We start from the raw sequence: 21,465 nt of genomic DNA on the forward strand, positions 1-21,465 counted from the left end.
AAAACCTTGTGCAGATAGTGTATGACGAAGAGCACTGGCTGATCCTGAAGACGCTTAGGGGCTGGGCCCTGGACATGTTAAACCTACTTGAGCAGGGCTCCATGAGAGGCTTTGTTTACGGTTCCGTTGCCAGAGGAGACGTGAAGGCAACCAGCGACGTTGACGTTATTGTCTTTGCACCTAACATAGTCTGGCTGGACCTCATAGAGGCTGACCACAAGTTCATTGTTCAGGCCACTCCCTCATCCACTCCAAAGGCCTACATATCCCTGGACCGTGAGGAGAGAAAGGTCATCTCATTCCCCCTGGGAAAATTGAGTGGGGTAGAGGAAGATTTCTATAGATTTGGGGGTCTGGTGGACAAGGAGCAGTTGATCAAGGGGGAGAGGGTGCCAGGGGTGAATAAGGACCTGCAGATCATAATTCCCAACGAAATGGGTCACGAGGAGTTACCCCTTAAGGGTAACGAAGATTTAGCTGTGAAGCTAGTAAAGGTTTCTATGAACACCATACTGCAGAGGGAAAGGCTTCTGAGCAGGCGTAAGGAAAGGGGAAGAACTGGAACCTTCCTGAACTATGAGTTAAGGGAAGATGAGAGCTTCCAAGAGGCCGTAAGGAATTTGTTAAAGGAAAACAAATTCTTTCGAAGGACCATTGATAGAGGGAGTTATAAGGGGTAAGAGACTCGAGTCAGTCAACGTAGTCCAGACGCATATAGCCGAACTTAAGGCCTTTGAACTTCTACTCGACGGGAAACCACTGGGCAAGTGTAACTATTTCACCGGCAGAGGATATTACCCACCGTGGATTGAGCTGGATTACGATCCGTGGCCCAGGCAACTGGGATTGGAGGCGGAGCTATTCAAGTTCTTCTTTGATATTCTGCCAGATAATGGAAGATTTTTCGTCACGTACTACAAGGATCCCAGGACTTTCGAGGCCATCATGAGGGGGTTCTCGGTGGCCGACACCGAGCTGGGAAGATCGTTGTTAATTGCTGGCTTCACCTGGTTTAAGAACTGGTACTTTCCTGAGGGAGGCAATGAAGGCGGAATGAAGATACAGGCAAACAAAACCTTGAGCCAGGAAACAAGAAGGAGGCAACTCAGTGAATTACTAGCAGAAGTTAAAACCCCAGAGAGTAATAGGCTTCTAGTTGAACTCCTTGCTCAAGGGAAATCCTGAGATAGGACTTTACAATAGGGAATTGCCCAGGGGATGCGAACTCTGTAGAATGGGCGGTAAGATGGTTGTGTTCATTTCTGGAGAGTGTGGAGACTCCTGCTATTACTGTCCCGTTAGCGAGGGAAGGTTTGGTAAGGATTCAGCGTATGCCAATGAGTACAGGGTAAAGGAGTTACAAGACTTCATTTATGAGTCCTACAGGATGAATGCCCTTGGTGCAGGGATAACTGGTGGAGATCCACTACTTCACCTGGACAGGGTAGTGGAATTAATTACGTTACTCAAGGACGAATTTGGTAGATCTTATCACATACACCTTTACACCACTGGTAGATACGCCTCAACTGACGCACTTTTGGAACTGGCGAAGGCCGGTCTTGACGAAATAAGGTTCCATCCTGTAAAGGACCAGTACCTTTCAGCAGTGGAGAGGGCACTCAAGGTTGGGATAGATGTGGGACTGGAACTGCCAGTTATACCCGGAGAGGAGGATAGGCTATCTAAGCTGATTAATTGGGCTAGGGAAAAGGGCGTGAAGTTCGTTAACCTCAACGAACTTGAGCTAACCGAGAGAAATTTCCATAGCCTCAATTCCAAGGGTTTCAGGATAGGTCATGGGTTGGCCGGCGTGTCTGGAAGTTTCGAGACCTCCATGAAGGTGCTTGAGACATTTCATGAAGCGAGCATCTCACTCCACTACTGTAGTTCGGTATACAAGGATGTCGTAGAGACTAGAACTAGGTTCATCAGAACCTTGAGAGCTAGCGGTAAACCCTACGAGGACATCACAGGAGAGGGTACCTCATTGCGGGCCATAGTCAAGTCATCCGCGGATCTTTCGGATTTCGGGGAAAAGATAGGAGACATGTTTGTGACCAGTCCATCTCTAGTTAACGTCCTTCCCAAGGAAAAGGTTGACGAGATATGGATTGTGGAGGAACTACCATATGGTCAAAGACTCTCAGAGAAACTAGTTTATTCTAAACCTAAGAATGGCCAGTAGCCCAGTCAAGTTCTTGAGCTGAAGGTAAACCGGTGAGTCCTTGGGGACTATCATAACTTTCCCGCCCTTGCTTTCCACAGCCTCCATTATGGCCTCAGTCTTCCTTCTAGTTTCCTCGTCCTCCAGGGTGAGCAGGTCATCTGTGACCAGGAGAGTTTCCACGGCGCCGATCTGGGATGCCCTCTCAACTTCATCCCTTCCATAGACCACAAGGGAGGACCCCTGGGCTAGAAGGGAAAGTCCTCTCTCGAGTTCCCTCGAGGCAACCGATATCTGATAGTCTCGCATAACCTCGTCAATTATGTCTCTCCTGAGTATCTCGTTTAGCCCTGCCCTCGAGGCAGAGGACACGTTGTCCACGTAGATTCTAGGCTTAATCTTCAGCTTATCTCTCACTATTTCCTTGAACGGCCCTGGGCCTGCTATAATTACCGCATCAGGAGAGTACTGTTTCACGTATTGTTCCACCTCCTTGCTCACCTCCAGTGCCACGCTCTCAAGGGATTTATCCTCGTCAGACACCCCGGGAAGACTCCTTTCAGTTAGTATCCTTATTCCCTGTTCCATGGGTAAGGCAACTAGGAGCTCATCCTGGTCGGTTAGCACAATGAGAACCCTTTTGTTCTTCTCTGCCTGTTTCCTTATCCGGTCAATGAGTCCCTTGGTCCACTTTTTTATAATCACAATTTCGTCTCCAATATCAAGATTTATTGTATGATGGGACCCTTTGATGCCATATCTCTCAGGGGCGTCCCTAACTATTCCATGTATCCTTAGGCGTGATGTGAATGGCTGGAATTCTGAGAACTCAACCTCCAGTTCCACAACCATGGGAACACGCCTACTGTCATTACCCATGCTTACGTCTCTGGTGGTTCTGGCTACGACGATATCCCCCTTACTTAAGACAAGGTGAATTAGCCAAAGATCGTCCTCGTTTTCCACATGAAGCCTGAGAGCTCCTGTCTTTTCGTCATATTCTAATATCTTCATCCTGTTAAGTTCACTGTAATGTCCTCCATAATAATTTCTGATGCATGGGAAGAGGACTTGGAGCAGATAGAGAAAATTGAAAGGGAGAGCTTTGACAACCCCTATCCCTTTTCCCTGCTTAGGGCATACCTCCAGTTAGCTGAGGGTCTTTTCCTAGTAGCAAGGGACGGAAACAGGGTGATCGGGTACTGCATAGGTATAGTTCAGTACAAGGTGAGAGGCCACCTAATCTCCATAGCCTCTTCTAAGGAGTCCAGGAGAAATGGGGTTGGTTCCCTACTTCTCCAGGAGCTTGAGAGGAGATTTCTGAAACTCGGTTGTACATATTCTTACCTTGAAGTTAACGTGAATAACGCTGAGGCCATAAGGTTCTACTACAACAGATCATATAGAGTCGTGAGAACTAGGAAGAACTACTATGGAAGGAACAAACATGGATTTGTGATGCTGAAGAGCTTCAAGGGGGATCCAGGACTTGAGTGACCTTGTGAGGACCAATCATAAATTAAGTCTAGAATAACGTATTGAAAGAATATGAGAGTGGACATTTTCATCTTAGATTTCTCTTATGATGTGGAGGACGGAAAGCCAGAAATTTACATATGGGGGATAGATAGGGAAGGAAATAGGGTAGTTATACTTGAGAAGAGTTTCAGGCCTTACTTCTATGTTACTCTGAAAGAAGATGCCAACGTTAACGAAGCCATCACCCAGATCAAGAGGCTGTCAAGGGACCAGTCTCCCATAACATCAGTTACGGAACATGAGATGAAGTATTTTGGAAGACCGCAGAAGGTCCTGCGGGTTGAGACTGTTATTCCTGCCCTTGTGAGGACTTACAGGGAGGAGATCGCTAAACTGAAACCTGTGAAGGATGTCCTTGAGGCCGATATTAGATTTTACATGAGGTATTCCATTGATACTGGAGTTAGACCATTCTATTGGCTCTCGGCTGAGGTATCTCAGGTAGAGAGGAAAGATCTTAGGGTAGCGAAGGTCTACGAGCTAAAGAGGATTGAGAGAGTCTATGAGGACTCTCCTCCGCAGCTCAGGTTCATGGCTTTCGATATAGAGGTCTTTAACAAGTATGGTTTTCCGAATCCTAGGAGGGACCCCATTATCGTTATTGGTGTCTGGACCGATAGCGGATCGAAGCAGTTCGTCAACAACGATCAGGACGATCTAAAGATTTTGAGGGATTTCTCAAAATTCGTTGTCGAGTATGACCCAGACGTCATCCTGGGGTATAATTCCAACGGGTTTGATTGGCAGTACATGCTGGAAAGAGCCTCAGTAAGGGGAACAAAGCTAGACATAGGGAGGAAGGTTAACTCTGAACCAAGCCAGGGAACATACGGTCACTACTCCGTAGTAGGAAGGCTTAACGTTGATCTCTACGGCTTCGCGGAGAGTCTCGAAGGTGTGAAGGTTAAGAGTCTAGACAATGTGGCAGACTATCTTGGAATCTTGCCTAAAAATAAGAGAACCAACCTTGAATGGTATCAAATTCCTGAGTATTGGGAAGACCCTAAGAGGAGAGAGGTTGTTCTTAAGTACAATCTGGACGACGTAAAGACTACATACCTTCTCAGGGACGTGTTCTTTAACTTTGGCGAACAATTAACTGTAATTTCAGGTCTTCCGCTGGATCAGTTATGCATGGCCAGTGTGGGACACAGGGTAGAATGGCTTTTAATGCGACAGGCAAAGCAGTTCAACGAGTTAATACCTAACAGGGTTGAGAGGAGATACGAGGGATATAAGGGCGGTCTGGTTATAGAGCCAAAGCCTGGACTTCATGAGAACGTAGCTGTTCTGGATTTCAGCTCCATGTATCCCTCCATCATGATAAAGTATAACATAGGTCCAGACACCCTGGTACAGGGAGAGTGCAACGATTGTTGGGTAGCTCCCGAAGTTGGTTACAAATTCAGAAAGGACGTGGATGGATTTTACAGAAGTATACTTAACTTCCTTCTTGAAGAGAGAAGGAAAACCAAGGATCAGATGAGTCAGGCCAAAGACGAGTATGAGAAACGTAGGTTGGATGAGAGGCAGAGGGCTCTCAAGATCATGGCCAACGCCATGTACGGTTACATGGGCTGGTTAGGCGCAAGGTGGTACAGCAAGGAGGGTGCGGAAGCGGTCACAGCGTGGGGAAGACAAACCATTATGACGGCAGCTGAGATTGCCAAGAATTCAGGATTTGAGGTAATCTATGGGGATACGGATTCCATTTTCGTTAAGGGAGATATGTCCTCTGTTGAGTTGTTGACTCAAAAAATAGTCCAGGCCCTCGATCTAGATATAAAAGTAGATAAAAAATACAAAAAAGTATTCTTTACAGAAAATAAAAAGAGATATGCCGGTCTCACATTCGATGGGAAGATAGACATCGTTGGGTTTGAGGCCATAAGGGGAGATTGGTGTGAATTAGCCAAGGACACACAGAGGATGGTCATAGAGAGGATCCTGCTCAAGGGAGTGGACGACGCCGTTAAGGCAGCTAAGGAGGTCATAATGAAGGTAAAGAGGAGAGAGTTCGAGCTACATGATATAGTGATATGGAAGTCACTGGACAAGAGTCTAGACGAGTATGAGGTGGATGCGCCCCACGTAATAGCTGCCAAGAAGGCCATAAACGCGGGTTACGCCATAATGAGAAATGGCAAGATAGGCTATGTGGTGGTAAAGGGAGCAGGAAGAGTATCTGATAGGGTTGAACCCTATTTCATGGTTAAGGATAAGACAAAAATTGATATCGATTACTACGTCGAGAAGCAGATAATCCCAGCAGTAATGAGAATATTGGAACCTTTTGGGGTAAAAGAAAATAATTTGAAGGGAGGAGGAATAGATATAATGGACTATTTTAGGGACCGATAACGTCGGCTAGAGTTAGTATCTTAACGTTCTCTGGCTTCTTATTTATACCTCCTATCCTTACCCCGATGATCAGCTTGACGTTCTTTGAGGCGGCTAGTTCTAGAAGTCGCTGAGTTATTACTCCATCGAAGATAATGAAGGACGCGTTCCCATTTGTAAGGTTCTCTAATTTAGTAATAATGTCCCTAACTTGGACCCTCTCAACGAGATTCCAGTTCTCGTCGAAGATAATACCCTCCAAAGTCCCTGGAAGTTTCTTTATTTCCTCCATGACATTCCCAGGTATCTTAATCTCAATCTCCTTTCTAGGCTGTTCAACTACCTGGACTGTTTGTTGCTCCGCTACCTCTGCTCTAGCACTTGCGGTCTCTATCCTGCTAGAGACTGAGGCTATGGACTCCTGCTGTCTCTTCAGGTATTGTGATAGCGGTATCATGTTAGACAGGGATTTAGCTATCTCCTTCCCTGTCAGTTCCTCAACTTCCCTTCCCACAGGGGCTCTTGCCACGTAGTCGATCTTTACGTTAGCATTAATGAGATCCTTAAGGATCATGTCACCGCCGTGATCTCCGTCAAGGAACGCTATGACCATCTTCTTGTTCTTCGATAGCTCCACCACAGACTGTGGAATCTTTCCACTTGCACCCTCCACAGCAACCGTGTTCTTGTAACCGTACCTAAGTAGGTTAATGATATCTGCTCTCCCCTCCACTATTATCAGGTTGGGATCGGTATAGACATCTGGTCCAGCCGGCAATCTCTCTGGTCCATATTCTATCAACTCGCCTGTCTTTACTGCCCCGCTTATCTCGTTCATCACTTCCTTAATATCTAGGTTCTTTTCTCTGGTCCACGTTGTCAGTATTTGTTTAGCTCTCTCTATGATCTTCTTCAGCTTCTCCGCCCTTACATCCTCTATTTCCTTTAATTCAAACTTCGCGTTATAGGGGCCTACTTTCTCGACGCTCTCAACCATCGATGCGATCAGGGCAGTTTCCACTCTATCCAAGTTCGATGGGATTTCTATGTAACCTTCGGCCTTACCACCCTTATTCTTTATCTCCACGATGATCCTTCCGAGCCTGCCCTTATCCTGCAATTCCCTAAGGTCAAATTCCTGACCGAATAGGTTCTCGGTTTGGCCGAAAATGGCCCCTATAACGTCAGGCTTATCAACTGACCCATCTACCTCGAAGGTCAGTTTTATTATATATTTCAACGATGTCACCTGCTAACACTCCTTGCTATTTCTTTTGCTAGTTTATCATATTCAGGTCTAGATTTAATAGACTTCCTTAAAGGATCTATTATCTGGTTAAGCTTTCTTGCAGTTGCAACCTTAAGGTCCTTGGGATGTAATTTCCCTTCAGCGTAGGCTTTCTCCAGCTCTTCATAGGTGTTGAACTGTACATCCCCGCCAAACTTAGCATCCCTCTCTACCTTAAGTCCCCTATCATCGACCTGGAATAGGATGTACTTGTTAATTTGTAACACCGGGTTATTCTCCACAACTCCCTTGGGACAGTATGCTGTCATCAATTTACCCTCCACTTCTTCAGGCTCGTCGTTGATGAATATGGCAGTCTCAGGCTTGGATTTACTCATCTTTATGTCAGCCAAGGCGTCATCTTCGTCCACTCCAGGGTTCATCCTCTGCCCTCCCTGTAAGCCAACCAGGAGTGGCGTGTGAATTGCTATTACCTTCTTCTTGCCAAGCTTCTCAGCTACGTCCCTTGCAAGCATGTGAGCTTTCCTTTGATCCGTTCCACCCAGCGCTATATCTAAGTCCATATAGAAGATATCACTCACCTGCATCGCAGGATAAATCAGCTTAGAGGAATCTAGCTCAGCTTCATCGGCCTTCCTTCCCATGATAGTGAGTGCCCTCTTCATCCTAGCCAGGCTCGTGTTCTTTGCCACCCTTATTACCAATGACCAGTAATCCTTGTCCTTCACCATATCCTCAGCATCTATGACGTGAACCTTGCTCCTGCTAATTCCAAAACTGTCCAATACGGTAATAGCATAATCGCCTGCTAGCTTTATCATTTCCATATTCCCCCCTAGTTTGTCATTTATCCAGGCATGCCACGTTGCGACCAGGAGGCTCATGTCCACTCCGGCCTGCAATAGATCCTTCACCTTTTGAGCCCAGATTAACCATCCTATATGGAATAGACCGCTGGGCTCAAAACCAAGATATCCCTTAAGTTTTCTACCGCTTTCCAAGGCTTCTTTTAATTCCTCGGGAGTAACAACCTCCGCGGTATTTCTAGTTATCAATGAGAGTTTACTCTCCAAGTAATCATCCCCTACAACAAAAGGCGAAATTAAGACTAAAAAGTCCTATTCATCCATGAGTTGCTTGAGAAACATGAGAACTGGGTGATTGTTTCCCAATCTGTTCCTCAGGTCCTCTACTATAGCATCAAGATCTAGTTCTGTCTCAGCCTCCAATAACCTCCCGATTAAGGCCTCGGTAAAAAGGTAAGAGTTAGTCACGGTTCTCTCATCCGTGGGTGGCTCCTCGTCTCTAAAAACATGAAAGTTTTCAGATCCTGAGAATAACATTGCTAGGTAGTCGTCCACTACCCTTTGTATACACTCTCTGCTTTCGCAAAAGCCCAACCTATCAAGTGGAGATAGAAATCCAGGAGGCAAACTGATCGCTGTTAATTATCACTCTGAAAATAAAAGTTATTATTCACCCATCACCTTGACCTGGATTCTCCTGGTTCTAGGCCCATCGAATTCGAGTAAGATGATCCTTTGCCACGTTCCCAAATCCAGTTTGCCTGACTTAACGGGTACGGTTCTAGAGTTTCCTATGATCATTGCCGAGATATGTGCATGACCGTTATTGTCAATTATGTTATGTTTAAATTCTCCATTTGGAGGAACGAGTTTCTTCATCCATGTTAGGTAATCCTCCATGAGACCTGACTCTGGCTCATTAACGATAATGGCACACGTGGTGTGCTTCACAAATATGTGGGCCACTCCGTCTTGAAAATCTCCCACAGATGCCTGCACTTCATCTGTAATATCTACGCTTTGAAACCTCGACGTGGTCCTAACGTCAAATTCTCTTGTCAAAATTTTCATTTGACCTCAAATTTATCAGAGGGTGGGACGTATTTAGGCTTATGGATCTAGAGGGATATGCAAGGAGATTGTGGAATCACCTCGACGAGTCTCAAATGAGGGAAGAACTACTTCGCTGGTTAGAATTCTATAAGGGAAAAAGGGAGCTTAATCAGGATTTTGTGGACGCCGTAATAAGGGAGGTCAAGAATTCAGAGAATTTTAAGGAATTCTCCTTCACGAGGGTAGGCCTCACGGCAGGAGACAGTGGCCTAGGTTCCAGGGGTCTTGGGGATAATCTAATTCATCTGAAATTATTTGAGCTCAGTAAGAGGAATCTCGAGACTTTTGATGATGCGGGAATAGTTCAGGACATAGTTGTCTCTGTGGACGGAATACACTCCAGACTATCCTACTTCCCTTTTCTAGCTGGATTTCATGCAACAAAGGCCACCCTTAGGGATATCATGGTGAAAGGTGCAATCCCGCTGGGCATCCTTGTGGATATTCACCTTTCCGACGATAGCGATGTTTCCATGCTCTTCGACTTTGAAGCCGGTGTATCAACTGTGGCTGATGCCTTGAACGTACCAATTCTGGCTGGTAGCACGCTGAGGATTGGTGGTGATATGGTCCTGGGAGAGAGGATAAGTGGGGGCGTTGCCTCTGTGGGGAGACTCCAGGGAGAACCATTCACTAGAAAGAGAATTAGTGAGGGACAACATATAGTCATGACAGAAGGCCATGGAGGTGGAACAATCTCGTCCATGGCCATATTTCATGGCATTGAGGGTGTAGTGGAGGAGACCCTAAGGGTAAAGGATCTTGAGGCATGTCTTGCCGTGAGACGTGTTAGAAATCTCGTAAGCTCCATGACAGACGTTACTAACGGTGGTATAAGGGGTGATGCGTTAGAGATTTCGGAGGTAACTAACGTAAGCCTTGTGATAGACGAGGATGAATTCCTCTCTCTCATAAACCCAAGGATCAGGAAGGCCATGAATGAATTGGGCATAGACCCCTTTGGTCTCTCGCTTGATTCCATCCTTATTTTCACCAATAACCCGGACGAGGTTATAAGGACCTTGAGGGATAATCACGTACAAGCTAAGACCATAGGGGAGGTCACGCGAAGGAGAGGATATCCAATAGTTACCCGCGATGGAAGGGAGATGAGACCCGCCTTTAGGGAAAGCCCCTACACTCCCATTAAAGCCGTCATAGGAAACTACTCCCCCATGGATCTAGATGAGATTAAAAAGAGACTGGAAAGGGCCTACCTGAACTCTTTGTCGAAGAAGGAAAAGGTATTGAAAAACTTAAAAACAGGGAGTTTATAGAGCTCTAGACGGTCTTAATGTCAGAATCGCAGTTTAGGTACATAGTTAGGCTCTTTGGTCAGGACGTAGACGGTACCATGAAGGCCCCGTATGGTCTAGCCATGGTGAAGGGGATAGGCTATAACACCGCAAGGGTTATTCTCATGAAGTTGAATATTGATAAGGATAAGAGGCTTGGTGAGCTCACAGACCACGAGTTAAAGAAGATAGAGGAGATGTTGGCTAACAAGAAGATCGAATCATTGCCAGCATGGATATTCAACAGGAGGAAGGATATAGAGTCTGGCCAAGATTTGCATTACGTGACTTCAGATCTTGTGTTCGTCGTAAGGAACGATATTGAGAGGGAGAAGAAGCTTAAGAGCTGGCGTGGTGTTAGGCATTCCCTTGGCCTAAAGGTAAGGGGCCAAAGGACAAGGACTACGGGAAGAACAGGAACGACCATAGGAGTTAAAAGGTCTAAAGCAGCACAGCCCTCTGGAGGGCAACAGTCTCAACAACAACAGAAGAAGTAGGGTGATTAGATGGGAGATCCTAGGAAAAGTAGGAGGAAGTGGGAAGGTCCAGGGATGCCCTGGTTATCCCAGGCATTAAAGTCGGAACAGAAGATTATGGGTGATTACGGCCTCAGGAACAAGAAGGAGATATGGTTAGCCAGGACCATTGTAACAGGATACAGGCATATGGCAAGATCGCTCTTAGCTCTACCGCCAGCAGAGAGGGCAGTGAGGGAAAAACAGTTGCTAGGCAAGTTGTATAAGCTAGGTCTCTTAAAGTCAGAACAGTCAACTATAGACGATATCTTGGGCCTAGAAGAGGAGAGCCTTTTGGAGAGAAGGTTACAGACAATAGTCCATAGAAAGGGGTTAGCCAGAACAATTTACCAGGCACGTCAACTTATAGTTCATGGTCATATAGCTGTAGGAGGCCGTAAGATAACTTCTCCAGGGTATATCGTGAAGAGGGACGAGGAGGACTCGATAGACTTTTATCCTACGTCCCCCTTCAAGAACAATCCGCCAACAGCAGGTCAAGGTGAGGTAAATGTCGAGCAAAAGGGAAATTAGATGGGGATTAGCTAGAATATACGCCTCCCAGAATAACACCATAATTACGATCACTGACATTACGGGCGCCGAGGTAATATCTAAGGCATCAGGTGGCATGATGGTCAAGGCTGATAGGGAGAAACCCTCACCATATGCAGCCATGTTAGCTGCCAATAAGGCAGCTAGCGATGCCCTGGACAAGGGGCTCATGGCGATCCATATAAAGGTGAGGGCACCAGGAGGTGCAGGACCAAAGACACCAGGTCCTGGAGCGCAACCTGCCATTAGATCTTTGGCTAGATCTGGGTTCATCATCGGAAGAATTGAGGATGTGACTCCAATACCCCATGACACAATCAGGAGGCCTGGAGGCAGAAGAGGAAGGAGAGTCTGACATGCCTATTCAGGTCCTAAAGAAGGAGAACTATTTTCTTTCAATCTTAACCAAGGATTACCCTCTGGAGTTCGTTAATTCCATCAGGAGGGCTTCAATGCTCTACGTCCCAGTAATGGCTGTGGACGAGGTTTACGTGATCGAGAACAATAGCCCACTTTATGACGAGATGTTGGCCCACAGACTTGGTTTAATTCCCTTTGATAGTAAGGACGCGCTTGATTACTATAGGAGGCCAGAGGAGTGCATAGAATGCACAGAGAACTGCGATAGATGTTTCACCAAGGCGTATATAGACGTTAAGGCAGAGGATTCACAGGTAATGGTATACTCTAGGGACATAAGGACAGAGGATCCCAACGTTACCCCCATCAGTAAGGACATTCCCATAGTTCTTCTTGGTAAGAATCAGAAGGTCACACTGGAAATGAAAATGAGATTAGGTTACGGTAAGGAGCATGCTAAGTTCAATCCAGTATCTCTCGCAATTCTGAGGTACAAACCCAAGGTTGAGGTAAATAAGGATTGCGAGAAGGCAGTTGAGGTATGCCCAGAGAGGGTATTTTCCTTTGAGAACGGCAAGTTAAAGGTAGTGAATGAGATGGCCTGCACTCTATGTGAGGAGTGCGTGAAGGCCTGTGAGGGGATAAACGTGAGCCCAGAACCGAATCAGTACATCCTTGAAATAGAGTCTGTTGGCTCTTTGGAGCCTAGGAGAATTTTAATAGAGGCAACAAAGAGTATACTGAGCAAGATCGAGGAGTTGAAGAAGAAGGTGGAGGGATTATGAAAAGAACCGGGAGTACCAATATCGAAAAGAGGAAGTTAATTCAATTCCTGAACAAGCAAGACAAACCCCTATGGGAGGCTGTAGCCAAGGAATTGGATGTTCCCTCTAGGAAGGTTAGGACCATAAACCTCTATAAGATAGATAAATACACCAAGGAAGGGGACATCGTGGTCGTTCCTGGGAAAGTTCTGGGGGTAGGTAATATTTCGCATAAGGTTACTGTTTTCGCGCTTGACTTCTCCAAGAGTGCGCTAAACAAGATAAGAAGTGCTGGTGGTAAGGCTCTTCCCCTTTCTCAGGGGGTTGAGGAGATCAAGGGTAAAGTTAATGTGAGGTTGATGCATGGATGACTGAAACTGTTATTGTGGATGGAGAGGGCCAGATATTGGGTAGACTGGCCTCAAAGGTAGTTGGATTACTAAAGGAAGGGAAGAGGGTCGTAATAGTTAATGGGGAGAAGATAGTAATAAGCGGTCCCAGGAATAGGGTGGTAAACGGGTACATGTTGCTTTTCAGTGTTGGGACGCTGTTCAATCCCTATAAGCTAGGTGTTAGGAGACCTAGGACTCCAATCAACATTGTGAAGAGGACCATCAGGGGCATGTTACCCAAGACCCATAGGGGTGAGACCATGTTAAAAATGGTCAAGGTCTATGTTGGAATCCCGAAAGAGTTGCAGGGTAAAGAAATGATGAAATTTGAAGACGCGAACGTAGCAAGATTAAAAGGCAAGTATATCACAGTTGGTGAGTTGTCTAAGATTTTGGGGTGGAAGGGAAATGTCAACTGAGTCGCGCGTGATAATTACAAATTCCAGAAGGAAGATGGCTAGGGCAAAATGCTATCTCTTCCCCGGGAAGGGAAGGATATTCGTGAATGACGTTCCCATAGAACTAATCCCAGTGGAAGTAATCAGAATGAAAATAATGGAACCTATGTTGCTAGCCGGTGAAGGAATTACTTCCAAGGTGGATGTGAAGATCTATACCTATGGAGGAGGAATAATGGGTCAGGCTGATGCAGCGAGAATGGCTTTAGCCAGGGCCCTAGTTAGATTTACAGGGAGCCAGGAGCTCAAGGAGCTTTACAAGAAGTATGACAGAACCATGATGGCCGGAGATCCTAGGCAAACTGAGGCCGAGAAATGGATGAGATATAGCGCGAGAAGATGGAGGCAGAAATCCTACAGGTGAAACTATGATCATCCCTGTCAGATGCTTCACATGCGGTTCCCTTATAGCTGATAAGTGGGATGCGTTCAGCACTAGGGTTAGGGCTGGAGAAGACCCAGGAAAGGTTCTTGATGACTTGAACGTGAAGAGGTTATGTTGTAGACGTAGCTTGCTTACACACGTTGACATTATAAGGGAAGTAGTTAATTACACTAGACCAATTTAGGTGGTAGGAAATGAGCGAGAACGAAAGAGGAACACAATTAACCGAGGAGGAGAAGGAGGAGCTTCAAAGGGGAGAAAAGGGCGCAATAATAGAGCTTCTAGTACCCCTAGAGAACTACCTTTCCGCTGGAGTTCACATAGGTACTCATACCTGTACAAGATATATGGAGAGGTTCATCTATAGGGTTAGACCAGAGGGCCTTTACGTTCTAGATGTAAGAAAGATTGACGAAAGACTTAGGGTAGCTGCCAAGTTCCTTTCCAGGTTCCAACCACAGTCCATTCTGGCTGTGGCCTCTAGACCATACGCATTCACTCCAGTCCAGAAATTTGCTGAGGTAGTAGGTGCAAGAGCTGTAGTTGGGAGAATGGTCCCAGGCATGCTCACGAATCCCTACCTGGAGGATTTCATAGAACCAGAGGTTCTTCTGGTTTCTGATCCGAGGACTGATACACAGGCAATAAAGGAAGCAGCTGATATGGGTATACCAGTGGTCGCATTCTCTGATACTGACGCTAAAGTGGATTACGTGGACCTGGTTATACCCTCAAACAATAAAGGGCGTAAGTCGTTAGCTCTCCTTTACTGGGCACTGGCGAGACAAATACTTAGGGAAAGGAAGGAAATTGCTCCAGACGCTGATATACCTGTAAAGGTTGAGGAGTTCGAGGTGAAATTATCTCAGTGAAAAGGAGACCTGCAGTAGCAGGTTCCTTTTATGAGGATGATCCTGCACAGTTAAGGAAAAGGATAGAGTGGGCTTTTCATCATCCAATAGGTCCCGGGGGAATTCCCTCTGTTGGTTCCACGGGTTCTAGGAGTAATCCAATTTTTATTGTTCCTCACGCAGGTTACATATATAGCGGTCCGGTAGCAGCCCATTCATATTACTACCTGGCTCAAGAGGGTAAGCCGGACATCGTAATAATTCTTGGCCCCAATCACACGGGTTACGGCTCTCAGGTCTCCATATGGCCTGGAGGTGATTGGGAGACACCCTTAGGCTCGGCACAAGTTAATGCACAACTCGTGAAGGAGTTAGTCTCCGTATCTGAGGTCGTGGATATAGATGAGAAGGCACACCTCTACGAACATTCCATTGAGGTTCAGTTACCGTTCCTTCAATACTTCTTTGACAATCTTTCCATCTTACCCGTGGTTATACTAATGCAGACTCCTGAGATTGCCGAGTTTGTGGCGGAGGGAATATGGAGGTTCATTCAAAGGCATAGCGATAAAGACATTGTTGTGCTCGCAAGTTCAGATCTTAATCACTACGATCCTCACGATGTGACAATGACCAAGGATGAACTGGTGATCAGGAAGATTCAGGACATGGACTATAAGGGACTATACAAGGTTGTGGAGGAATACGACGTTACCGTCTGTGGTTACGCGCCTATAATGGCATCTTTGATTCTAGCAAAGAAAATGCATAAAAAACCGTATATTCTCAAACATGCAACGTCAGGCGATACCTCAGGCGATAAATCCAGCGTGGTAGGCTACCTTGCCACAAGATTCGGTGATTGAGGCCCCGCTCATTCTATCGGGTATGTGGATCGACGGAGTGAATAATCCCTTTCTCGTGGTTCAGGCGAAATTTCGTTTTTCAAGGATTGAGACTCCGTCCTGGTGGGACCAATTCAGCGAATTGGTTAAGGAGGCTACGGGTTTTACTCCCCCCGTGGTTCAAGGTGTAGACATACCCGTGGCTTCACAGTACGCTATCACTTCCCTTGAGGCGCTTAGGATACTGGGCAAAAGGATATCACTAACGGAGGACGAGATCTGGGAAACCCTAGAGATGGTGGACGAGGCCATGTTTAACTATTATGCGCTTAAGGCCATGAGACAGGTTCAGAGAAGCGGTACACCTATCCTTTATAGGGAGGCCGAGGATCCAGTTCAAGTTAGGATTCCAATCCTCACCGTAAGGAAGCTCATGAGCTATCCTCTTGAGAAACCAAGTTATCTAGATAACTCGGTGGTGCACTTAGTGGGCATAATCCCTGTACTTCTGAGCGAGAGGATTGATGAGGTCAACATGAACCTAGAGAACGGCCTCTGGAAGTCCCTTTATGGTCTCAACACTCCTCCTGGAAAGTATAAGTGGGTCTGGGATCTGGGATGGGCAAGCCTAATCGAGTTATTAAACTAGGGGGTAGTGCGATCACTTGTAAGGCAGTACCCTACTGTGCAGATCTTCCAGTGATAAGGCAGATAGTGGAGAGATCAAGGATTTCGTCGATGGTCTTGTGATAGTCCACGGGGGTGGTAGCTTCGGACATTTCGAGGCTGGTAGAAATGTTCCCGTGAGGGTGAGCCTGACCTCTGCCTCCATGGAGGAACTTAACACCATCTTAATAAGGGAGATGGCCGTCAAAGGTATCAAGGGATTCCCCTTACCTGGAAGGTTCTTTGACCTGGAAAGGTTGGAGAGGATCCTAGATCATGGGATGGTTCCCGTCGTTTTCGGGGACATAAAAGAGGATGGGACCATAATCTCTGGAGACGATCTCACGATCTCAATAGCACGCGAGTACTCCTTAACGGCACTTTTTGCCACAGACGTGGACGGAATCCTAGTGAATGGGCAAGTTATACCTGAGCTGAACGAACCACATTCCCTCACCAATCTTCCTTCTTTGTCCTACGATTTAACTGGTGGGATGAGGGAGAAGGTAAGGAAAATACTCCAGAATAATATTAATGCAATGATATTTAATGGTAAGAAAAGGGGAAACGTTTTTAACGCATTGAAAGGAGAAAGGATAGGTACGTTGATCAAGGTGAGTAGATGAGCTTAATTAACAGAAAACTTGAACATGTGGAGATCTGCCTATACGAGGACGTTCAAGGAATTGTCTCAACCCTCCTAGAGGACGTAACTCTCATTCATCAGGCCATGCCAAGAATGAACTTTAGGGACGTAGACACTAGGGCTGAATTTCTGGGCAAGACCCTTTCGCTTCCCCTTATGGTTACAGGGATGACTGGAGGCCACGAGGAACTGGGAAAGGTAAACGCGGTCATAGCAGAGGTTGTTGAGGAGCTTGGTCTTGCCATGGGGGTGGGGAGTCAAAGGGTGGCGGTTGAGAGACCAGAAACAGCTGAAAGCTTCAAGGTGACCAGGAGGATGGCCCCCACAGCACCTCTGGTGGCTAACCTTGGTTTACCCCAAGTAACAAGGGGTTATGGCGTGAAGCAATTCATGGACGCAATACAGATGATAGAGGCCAACGCTATCGCCGTCCATCTTAATCCTGCTCAGGAACTTTTCCAGCCAGAGGGAGAACCAGAATACCCCCTCTCTGCCCTGGAAGCGTTGCGAGACATATCAAAGGAGCTCAACGTCCCCGTGATAGTTAAGGAGTCAGGGACCGGCATGTCCATGGAAACGGCGAAGTTGCTTGCTGATCATGGGTTCAAGATACTGGATGTATCGGGGCAGGGAGGAACAAGCTGGATAGCTGTGGAAATGGTGAGGAACAGGAGGAAGGGTAACTGGAAGTATGAAAGCTCCCAGCTATTCTCAGGCTGGGGAATTCCAACTGCTGCCTCCATAGTGGAGACTAGGTATTCTGTCCCTGACAGTTACATCATAGCCAGCGGAGGAATAAGGAATGGCCTGGACGTGGCGAAGTCCATCTCGCTGGGGGCAAACATTGCTGGAATGGCCAATCCTGTCCTTCATCACGCGGTAAGGGGTAAGGAGCAACTGAAGAAGTTCTTTGAGGAAGTGGCGTTTCAGCTAAGGGCAGCAATGTTCCTTACAGGCTCAAGGGATGTCAAGACCCTCAGACACGCACCTCTAGTGATCTCAGGGAAACTCAAGGACTGGCTAGAGAGTAGAGGATTAACCTTATCAGTTTATGAAAGTATTAGAAAAGGAGCTTAATGGATCTAGACCAATATTTTGAGGAAATAGTAGCTAAAGTCAATGCAACCATGGACAGTTTTCTTCACGGCGACACTAGGGAGCTCTATGAAGCGTCACGATACCTGATAAGTGCTGGAGGAAAGAGACTGAGGCCCCTAGTAGTGGTACTTTCCTCAGACCTGCTAGGTGGTGAAAGACACAGGGCCATACTCGCAGGAGCCGCGGTTGAGGTTCTTCATAATTTCACACTAATACACGACGACATAATGGACCAGGACACGACAAGGAGGGGTATTCCCACGGTTCACGTGAAATGGGGAATCCCCACTGCGATCCTGGCGGGAGATCTTTTACACGCTAAGGCCTTTCAAATCCTTACAGAATCGATCAAGGGTTTGAGCGGTGACGTAGCCTATAAGGTGTTGGACTGCTTCTCGAGGTCAGTTATAGTGGTTTCCGAGGGGCAGGCAATGGATATGGAATTCGAGAAAAGGTGGGACATAAAGGAGAAGGACTACCTCGAGATGATAAGGAGGAAGACCGCTCAATTGTTTGCGTGTTCAGCCTATCTGGGCGGAGTGCTAGCTGGTGGTAATCAAGAGGAAGTGAACAATCTCTACGAGTTCGGTGAGAAGATGGGGATAGCGTTCCAGATAGTTGACGACATTCTTGGTATTACTGCTGACGAGAAGGAGCTTGGAAAACCACTTTACAGCGATATTAGGGAAGCTAAGAAGACCCTCCTCGTTATAAAATCGCTTGAGAGGGCTAACAGCGAAGAGAGGAAGATCATCATGGAGGGTCTAGGATCAAACGACATGTCCAAGTTAAAGGCCACAGCTTCCCTCATAACTGGACTTTCCCTTGATTACGCCTACGAGTTGGCAAGGAAATATCACGAGGAGGCATTGGCTCACCTCTCAAGGGTAACTCCTAGAAACGAAAACGCCGTGAAAGGCTTACGAAGCATAGCTGACATAGTCATTAAAAGGCGAAAATAGTTGCTTGACGTAGTATTACCGCTGATCATTGCGTTCGCCGTAACGATTTTGACCACAAAGTGGGTAATTGGTATATCTAAGGCAAGGGGTTTCGTGGGAAAGGACGTTAATAAGCTGGATAAGCCAGAGGTGCCAGTCTTGGGAGGGATTGGTATCCTGGCAGGTTTAGTGGCGGGGAACTTCGCGCTCCTGGCCATAGATCAAGAATACGCAGGGATCATCACTGCTGTCCTTCTCTCCTCCTTGATAATAGGGTTCATAGGGCTTCTTGATGACGTACTTAACCTTAAGCAGTCTGTGAGAGCCCTAACCCCAGTGTTCGCCTCAGTTCCGCTAGCAATCTATAGTATAGGGCATTCCATCATATCCATACCTTTCATAGGCCCGGTGAATTTTGGGTTATTCTATTACGTTATCATAATACCTGCTGCGTTGACCATAGCCTCTAACGCCTTTAACATGCTTGAGGGATTGAACGGGTTGGGGACGGGTATGGGACTGATCATGGCGTTGGCCTTGGCTATCATTGGTTTGAGGGGTGTTGGGGTTACCGCAGAGGCAGGGGATATGGCCCTCATCCTGGCGGTGGTTTTGGCAGCTTTCCTTTATTTCAATAAGTATCCTGCCAAGGTGTTTCTAGGAAATATTGGTACCTACCTAATAGGTTCAGCCATAGGCTCAATTGGTATATCCGGTTACATGTTGACTGCCTTGGCCTTCTTGTACCTTCCCTACGTTCTCGAGTTCGTTCTGAAGGCCAGAACCAGGTTTAAGGGCGTCTCCTTCGGACAAGTGAATTCAGACGGAACCTTGACCTGGAACGGTTCCCCTAATTCGCTAACTCATGTAGTCATGAAACTAGGGAGGTTTAGGGAGTATCAGATTGTGGCCTTTATATGGGGGATAGAGATAGTCATGGCCGTGCTCGCAGTAGTGTTCCAGACCACGGTGATCAGGATTTGAGATTGGTCAAGGCCTGGTGTCTCCATTGACTTGAGAGGATCTAGTGTCTTAAACCTGGGTGTCTTAGTATCTTCGCGCTCAAGTACAATTCCCTAACCTCAGGTACAGGTAGGTCCTGTGAACCTGCTGTCCCACAGGGTCAGTATGGTCTGGATGGCTTGGGGCCTTGAGCTCCTCGACTATGTCCCTGGCCAGGTTCTCGATCCCCCTCTCGAAGAGTTCCGCGGTCCACTCCAGCTGATCCACCGCTAGGTCAGCCTCCTCCTCGTTGAGACCCGCCTTGACCAGAGCCTCCTCGAGCCTTATGGCGTCCACAAGAAGGTCAACAGCTTGAATGAAGGCCTGCCCCACTCCCCTCGAGTTAGCATATTCCACGATGTCGTTGAAGTTGTAAGAGCGGGGTGGGGGAACCAGGTAAGAGGACTTCACAACGAAGGAGGCGCCCTGATAGCTCTCCTCAAGATCTGGGATGATCCCCGAGTCTCCCACGAAGCCAGCGAGGCCCAGTTGCTCGCATTCGCCCGTGCAGGGTAGGTTGGCGAAGAACGGGGCCCCCTCTATCATGGGGAACTCGCCTACCCCGAGGCCGAAAAAGTCACGGACTGCCGAGAATAAAGACGGGCCTACTCCTTCTACAGGTATGGAGCTCAGCGTGTTGGGATAGGAGACGTAACCGGGTATTCCAAAAACGGACAAGGGGTTCTCGGTGGCTGCCTGGGCGGGCAACCAGGTTGGAATAATCTCCGAAGCAAACCTAATAGCATCGGCCACATTACCTTTTAAAGCTGCTCCATCGAAGAGCTGTCCATGGCGAAGTCCTAGTTCCGCTATGAACCTATAAACATCTGGCACAAACGACGGGATCATCCCCATCTCGAAGAAAGCCCCGAACTCCGTGATGTCCTGGATTATCCCTGACCTGCATGGAGAGGCTGGAGGGATGAACTCACTGACAAACTCGACCTCCTTGTGCGGTCTCATGGGCACAGCCGTTATCCCATAGGACCCTGACAACAACCTCCCAATCAAGTTGGAGTCCGAGCTGAAGCTAAGGCCTAAACCCGATTGCGAAGCCCCCAACTTGTTCACGTTGTATGCCCAGGCCTGCGAGTAACCCCCAAGGAAGACGTATATCTCCCTGGTCTGGCCACTTGTGTTAGTCCCCTGGCTCTTGACCACAATACCATGCCTCACCAGCTGATCTATCCCCGACACGCTGGATGTCCTGCCCGCGGACGAGAACCTAGCAGGATATATCAGCGATGGCTTCAGGGTGAGTGAGCCTGGGTCTCTCGTGACGTCGTTAACCGCGCAAGTTGACTCGGCTGTGTCGACAGCCACCGTGAGCCCAATCATGGCTGTGGAGAGCCACTCCAACACGTCCCTCAAAGAGACATCGCCCAAGATCGAGATCAGGTTCTTCGTTTCAGTTTGTGTTGCCATTACTTGAAAAATCGTAACCTAGTATATAACTTTTGTTTCATATTATAGATGAT

At 47.1% G+C, this 21,465-nt stretch carries 27 protein-coding genes; 21 read left to right on the forward strand and 6 right to left on the reverse strand.

Going from position 1 to position 21,465, the window contains the following annotated elements; translation table 11 throughout:
• The first annotated feature begins 8 nt into the window (after window positions 1–8).
• The 3 genes from ACI49J_RS00575 to ACI49J_RS00585 are packed head-to-tail and all read left to right on the forward strand — an operon-like array spanning window position 9 to window position 2,188.
• The gene (locus ACI49J_RS00575; RefSeq protein ID WP_240253593.1) at window positions 9–680 is read left to right on the forward strand and encodes a nucleotidyltransferase domain-containing protein; all 672 of its coding nucleotides are present in this window, start codon (window positions 9–11) and stop codon (window positions 678–680) included.
• On the forward strand, window positions 655–1,185 hold the full coding sequence (locus tag ACI49J_RS00580) for a DUF1122 family protein (protein ID WP_240253594.1): 531 nt from the start codon (window positions 655–657) through the stop codon (window positions 1,183–1,185). Before ACI49J_RS00575 ends, ACI49J_RS00580 begins: the two co-directional genes overlap by 26 nt.
• 49 nt (window positions 1,186–1,234) lie before the next feature.
• On the forward strand, window positions 1,235–2,188 hold the full coding sequence (locus tag ACI49J_RS00585) for a radical SAM protein (protein ID WP_240253876.1): 954 nt from the start codon (window positions 1,235–1,237) through the stop codon (window positions 2,186–2,188).
• Here ACI49J_RS00585 and ACI49J_RS00590 read toward each other — a convergent pair.
• On the reverse strand, window positions 2,156–3,181 hold the full coding sequence (locus ACI49J_RS00590) for an mRNA surveillance protein pelota (protein ID WP_012022082.1): 1,026 nt from the start codon (window positions 3,179–3,181) through the stop codon (window positions 2,156–2,158). The genes ACI49J_RS00585 and ACI49J_RS00590 overlap by 33 nt on opposite strands.
• Before the next feature lie 18 nt (window positions 3,182–3,199).
• On the opposite strand from ACI49J_RS00590, the gene ACI49J_RS00595 reads away from it, so the two are divergent.
• Window positions 3,200–3,664, forward strand: coding sequence for a GNAT family N-acetyltransferase (locus tag ACI49J_RS00595; RefSeq protein ID WP_240253598.1), 465 nt, complete (start codon window positions 3,200–3,202; stop codon window positions 3,662–3,664).
• A 51-nt stretch (window positions 3,665–3,715) separates the two neighbouring features.
• Window positions 3,716–6,067 (forward strand): DNA-directed DNA polymerase, encoded by a 2,352-nt coding sequence (locus tag ACI49J_RS00600; RefSeq protein WP_240253600.1) that lies wholly within the window; start codon window positions 3,716–3,718, stop codon window positions 6,065–6,067.
• On the opposite strand, the gene dnaG is transcribed toward ACI49J_RS00600, so the two are convergent.
• From dnaG to ACI49J_RS00620, 4 genes are read right to left on the reverse strand one after another with little or no spacing between them, the layout of a single operon-like run.
• Window positions 6,054–7,286 (reverse strand): DNA primase DnaG, encoded by a 1,233-nt coding sequence (gene dnaG / locus ACI49J_RS00605; RefSeq protein ID WP_048060373.1) that lies wholly within the window; start codon window positions 7,284–7,286, stop codon window positions 6,054–6,056. The two genes, ACI49J_RS00600 and dnaG, sit on opposite strands and share 14 nt — an antisense overlap.
• Before the next feature lie 5 nt (window positions 7,287–7,291).
• Window positions 7,292–8,368, reverse strand: a complete 1,077-nt coding sequence (locus ACI49J_RS00610; protein WP_048060189.1) for a tyrosine--tRNA ligase — start codon at window positions 8,366–8,368, stop codon at window positions 7,292–7,294.
• Window positions 8,369–8,413: 45 nt separating this feature from the next.
• Entirely contained in the window at window positions 8,414–8,728 is a 315-nt protein-coding gene (locus tag ACI49J_RS00615; RefSeq protein WP_240253602.1) for a hypothetical protein, read from the reverse strand.
• 39 nt (window positions 8,729–8,767) lie between these two features.
• Complete coding sequence (locus tag ACI49J_RS00620; protein ID WP_048060188.1) at window positions 8,768–9,172, reverse strand: secondary thiamine-phosphate synthase enzyme YjbQ; 405 nt, start codon at window positions 9,170–9,172, stop codon at window positions 8,768–8,770.
• A gap of 41 nt (window positions 9,173–9,213) precedes the next feature.
• Between ACI49J_RS00620 and ACI49J_RS00625 the strand changes: the two genes are divergently transcribed.
• From ACI49J_RS00625 to ACI49J_RS00700, 16 genes are all read left to right on the forward strand, one after another.
• Window positions 9,214–10,491 (forward strand): AIR synthase-related protein, encoded by a 1,278-nt coding sequence (locus ACI49J_RS00625; RefSeq protein ID WP_012022075.1) that lies wholly within the window; start codon window positions 9,214–9,216, stop codon window positions 10,489–10,491.
• Between the two features lie 17 nt (window positions 10,492–10,508).
• A complete protein-coding gene (locus tag ACI49J_RS00630) occupies window positions 10,509–11,006 on the forward strand; it encodes a 30S ribosomal protein S13 (RefSeq protein ID WP_012022074.1) in 498 nt (165 codons plus the stop codon).
• Between the two features lie 9 nt (window positions 11,007–11,015).
• Entirely contained in the window at window positions 11,016–11,558 is a 543-nt protein-coding gene (locus ACI49J_RS00635) for a 30S ribosomal protein S4 (RefSeq protein ID WP_012022073.1), read from the forward strand.
• A complete protein-coding gene (locus ACI49J_RS00640) occupies window positions 11,536–11,934 on the forward strand; it encodes a 30S ribosomal protein S11 (protein WP_012022072.1) in 399 nt (132 codons plus the stop codon). Before ACI49J_RS00635 ends, ACI49J_RS00640 begins: the two co-directional genes overlap by 23 nt.
• Window position 11,935: 1 nt before the next feature.
• Entirely contained in the window at window positions 11,936–12,724 is a 789-nt protein-coding gene (locus ACI49J_RS00645; RefSeq protein ID WP_012022071.1) for a DNA-directed RNA polymerase subunit D, read from the forward strand.
• Window positions 12,721–13,074: a 50S ribosomal protein L18e gene (locus ACI49J_RS00650; protein WP_012022070.1), complete on the forward strand. Its 354-nt coding sequence runs from the start codon at window positions 12,721–12,723 to the stop codon at window positions 13,072–13,074. The genes ACI49J_RS00645 and ACI49J_RS00650 overlap by 4 nt, the downstream gene beginning before the upstream one ends.
• The gene (locus ACI49J_RS00655; RefSeq protein WP_012022069.1) at window positions 13,071–13,514 is read left to right on the forward strand and encodes a 50S ribosomal protein L13; all 444 of its coding nucleotides are present in this window, start codon (window positions 13,071–13,073) and stop codon (window positions 13,512–13,514) included. Before ACI49J_RS00650 ends, ACI49J_RS00655 begins: the two co-directional genes overlap by 4 nt.
• Complete coding sequence (locus ACI49J_RS00660; protein WP_012022068.1) at window positions 13,504–13,917, forward strand: 30S ribosomal protein S9; 414 nt, start codon at window positions 13,504–13,506, stop codon at window positions 13,915–13,917. The genes ACI49J_RS00655 and ACI49J_RS00660 overlap by 11 nt, the downstream gene beginning before the upstream one ends.
• A gap of 4 nt (window positions 13,918–13,921) precedes the next feature.
• Complete coding sequence (locus tag ACI49J_RS00665) at window positions 13,922–14,122, forward strand: DNA-directed RNA polymerase subunit N (protein WP_012022067.1); 201 nt, start codon at window positions 13,922–13,924, stop codon at window positions 14,120–14,122.
• Window positions 14,123–14,132: 10 nt separating this feature from the next.
• Window positions 14,133–14,810, forward strand: a complete 678-nt coding sequence (gene rpsB / locus ACI49J_RS00670; RefSeq protein WP_012022066.1) for a 30S ribosomal protein S2 — start codon at window positions 14,133–14,135, stop codon at window positions 14,808–14,810.
• Window positions 14,807–15,655, forward strand: a complete 849-nt coding sequence (gene amrB, locus ACI49J_RS00675; RefSeq protein WP_240253604.1) for an AmmeMemoRadiSam system protein B — start codon at window positions 14,807–14,809, stop codon at window positions 15,653–15,655. Before rpsB ends, amrB begins: the two co-directional genes overlap by 4 nt.
• On the forward strand, window positions 15,633–16,283 hold the full coding sequence (locus ACI49J_RS00680; RefSeq protein WP_225938829.1) for a hypothetical protein: 651 nt from the start codon (window positions 15,633–15,635) through the stop codon (window positions 16,281–16,283). Before amrB ends, ACI49J_RS00680 begins: the two co-directional genes overlap by 23 nt.
• A 97-nt stretch (window positions 16,284–16,380) precedes the next feature.
• Window positions 16,381–16,926, forward strand: a complete 546-nt coding sequence (locus ACI49J_RS00685; RefSeq protein ID WP_240253606.1) for a uridylate kinase — start codon at window positions 16,381–16,383, stop codon at window positions 16,924–16,926.
• Window positions 16,923–18,023 (forward strand): type 2 isopentenyl-diphosphate Delta-isomerase, encoded by a 1,101-nt coding sequence (gene fni, locus ACI49J_RS00690; protein WP_012022062.1) that lies wholly within the window; start codon window positions 16,923–16,925, stop codon window positions 18,021–18,023. The genes ACI49J_RS00685 and fni overlap by 4 nt, the downstream gene beginning before the upstream one ends.
• Window positions 18,023–19,006 (forward strand): geranylgeranyl diphosphate synthase, encoded by a 984-nt coding sequence (gene gds / locus ACI49J_RS00695; RefSeq protein ID WP_240253608.1) that lies wholly within the window; start codon window positions 18,023–18,025, stop codon window positions 19,004–19,006. Before fni ends, gds begins: the two co-directional genes overlap by 1 nt.
• Entirely contained in the window at window positions 19,007–19,969 is a 963-nt protein-coding gene (locus ACI49J_RS00700) for a glycosyltransferase 4 family protein (protein WP_012022060.1), read from the forward strand.
• 78 nt (window positions 19,970–20,047) lie between these two features.
• Here ACI49J_RS00700 and ACI49J_RS00705 read toward each other — a convergent pair whose 3' ends face one another.
• Window positions 20,048–21,412, reverse strand: coding sequence for a hypothetical protein (locus ACI49J_RS00705; RefSeq protein WP_240253610.1), 1,365 nt, complete (start codon window positions 21,410–21,412; stop codon window positions 20,048–20,050).
• Window positions 21,413–21,465: the final 53 nt, after the last annotated feature.

It is taken from the genome of Metallosphaera sp. D4-4 (assembly GCF_046245145.1).
GTDB lineage: Archaea > Thermoproteota > Thermoprotei_A > Sulfolobales > Sulfolobaceae > Metallosphaera > Metallosphaera sedula.

Bases quoted from the DNA above. Each gene is read 5' to 3' on its own strand.
- ACI49J_RS00585 (WP_240253876.1), top strand. From the start codon at position 1,235: ATGGGCGGTAAGATGGTTGTGTTCATTTCTGGAGAGTGTGGAGACTCC.
- ACI49J_RS00590 (WP_012022082.1), bottom strand. From the start codon at position 3,181: ATGAAGATATTAGAATATGACGAAAAGACAGGAGCTCTCAGGCTTCAT.
- ACI49J_RS00595 (WP_240253598.1), top strand. From the start codon at position 3,200: ATGTCCTCCATAATAATTTCTGATGCATGGGAAGAGGACTTGGAGCAG.
- ACI49J_RS00600 (WP_240253600.1), top strand. From the start codon at position 3,716: ATGAGAGTGGACATTTTCATCTTAGATTTCTCTTATGATGTGGAGGAC.
- ACI49J_RS00620 (WP_048060188.1), bottom strand. From the start codon at position 9,172: ATGAAAATTTTGACAAGAGAATTTGACGTTAGGACCACGTCGAGGTTT.
- ACI49J_RS00625 (WP_012022075.1), top strand. From the start codon at position 9,214: ATGGATCTAGAGGGATATGCAAGGAGATTGTGGAATCACCTCGACGAG.
- ACI49J_RS00630 (WP_012022074.1), top strand. From the start codon at position 10,509: ATGTCAGAATCGCAGTTTAGGTACATAGTTAGGCTCTTTGGTCAGGAC.
- ACI49J_RS00635 (WP_012022073.1), top strand. From the start codon at position 11,016: ATGGGAGATCCTAGGAAAAGTAGGAGGAAGTGGGAAGGTCCAGGGATG.
- ACI49J_RS00640 (WP_012022072.1), top strand. From the start codon at position 11,536: ATGTCGAGCAAAAGGGAAATTAGATGGGGATTAGCTAGAATATACGCC.
- ACI49J_RS00645 (WP_012022071.1), top strand. From the start codon at position 11,936: ATGCCTATTCAGGTCCTAAAGAAGGAGAACTATTTTCTTTCAATCTTA.
- ACI49J_RS00650 (WP_012022070.1), top strand. From the start codon at position 12,721: ATGAAAAGAACCGGGAGTACCAATATCGAAAAGAGGAAGTTAATTCAA.
- ACI49J_RS00655 (WP_012022069.1), top strand. From the start codon at position 13,071: ATGACTGAAACTGTTATTGTGGATGGAGAGGGCCAGATATTGGGTAGA.
- ACI49J_RS00660 (WP_012022068.1), top strand. From the start codon at position 13,504: ATGTCAACTGAGTCGCGCGTGATAATTACAAATTCCAGAAGGAAGATG.
- ACI49J_RS00665 (WP_012022067.1), top strand. From the start codon at position 13,922: ATGATCATCCCTGTCAGATGCTTCACATGCGGTTCCCTTATAGCTGAT.
- rpsB (WP_012022066.1), top strand. From the start codon at position 14,133: ATGAGCGAGAACGAAAGAGGAACACAATTAACCGAGGAGGAGAAGGAG.
- fni (WP_012022062.1), top strand. From the start codon at position 16,923: ATGAGCTTAATTAACAGAAAACTTGAACATGTGGAGATCTGCCTATAC.
- gds (WP_240253608.1), top strand. From the start codon at position 18,023: ATGGATCTAGACCAATATTTTGAGGAAATAGTAGCTAAAGTCAATGCA.
- ACI49J_RS00705 (WP_240253610.1), bottom strand. From the start codon at position 21,412: ATGGCAACACAAACTGAAACGAAGAACCTGATCTCGATCTTGGGCGAT.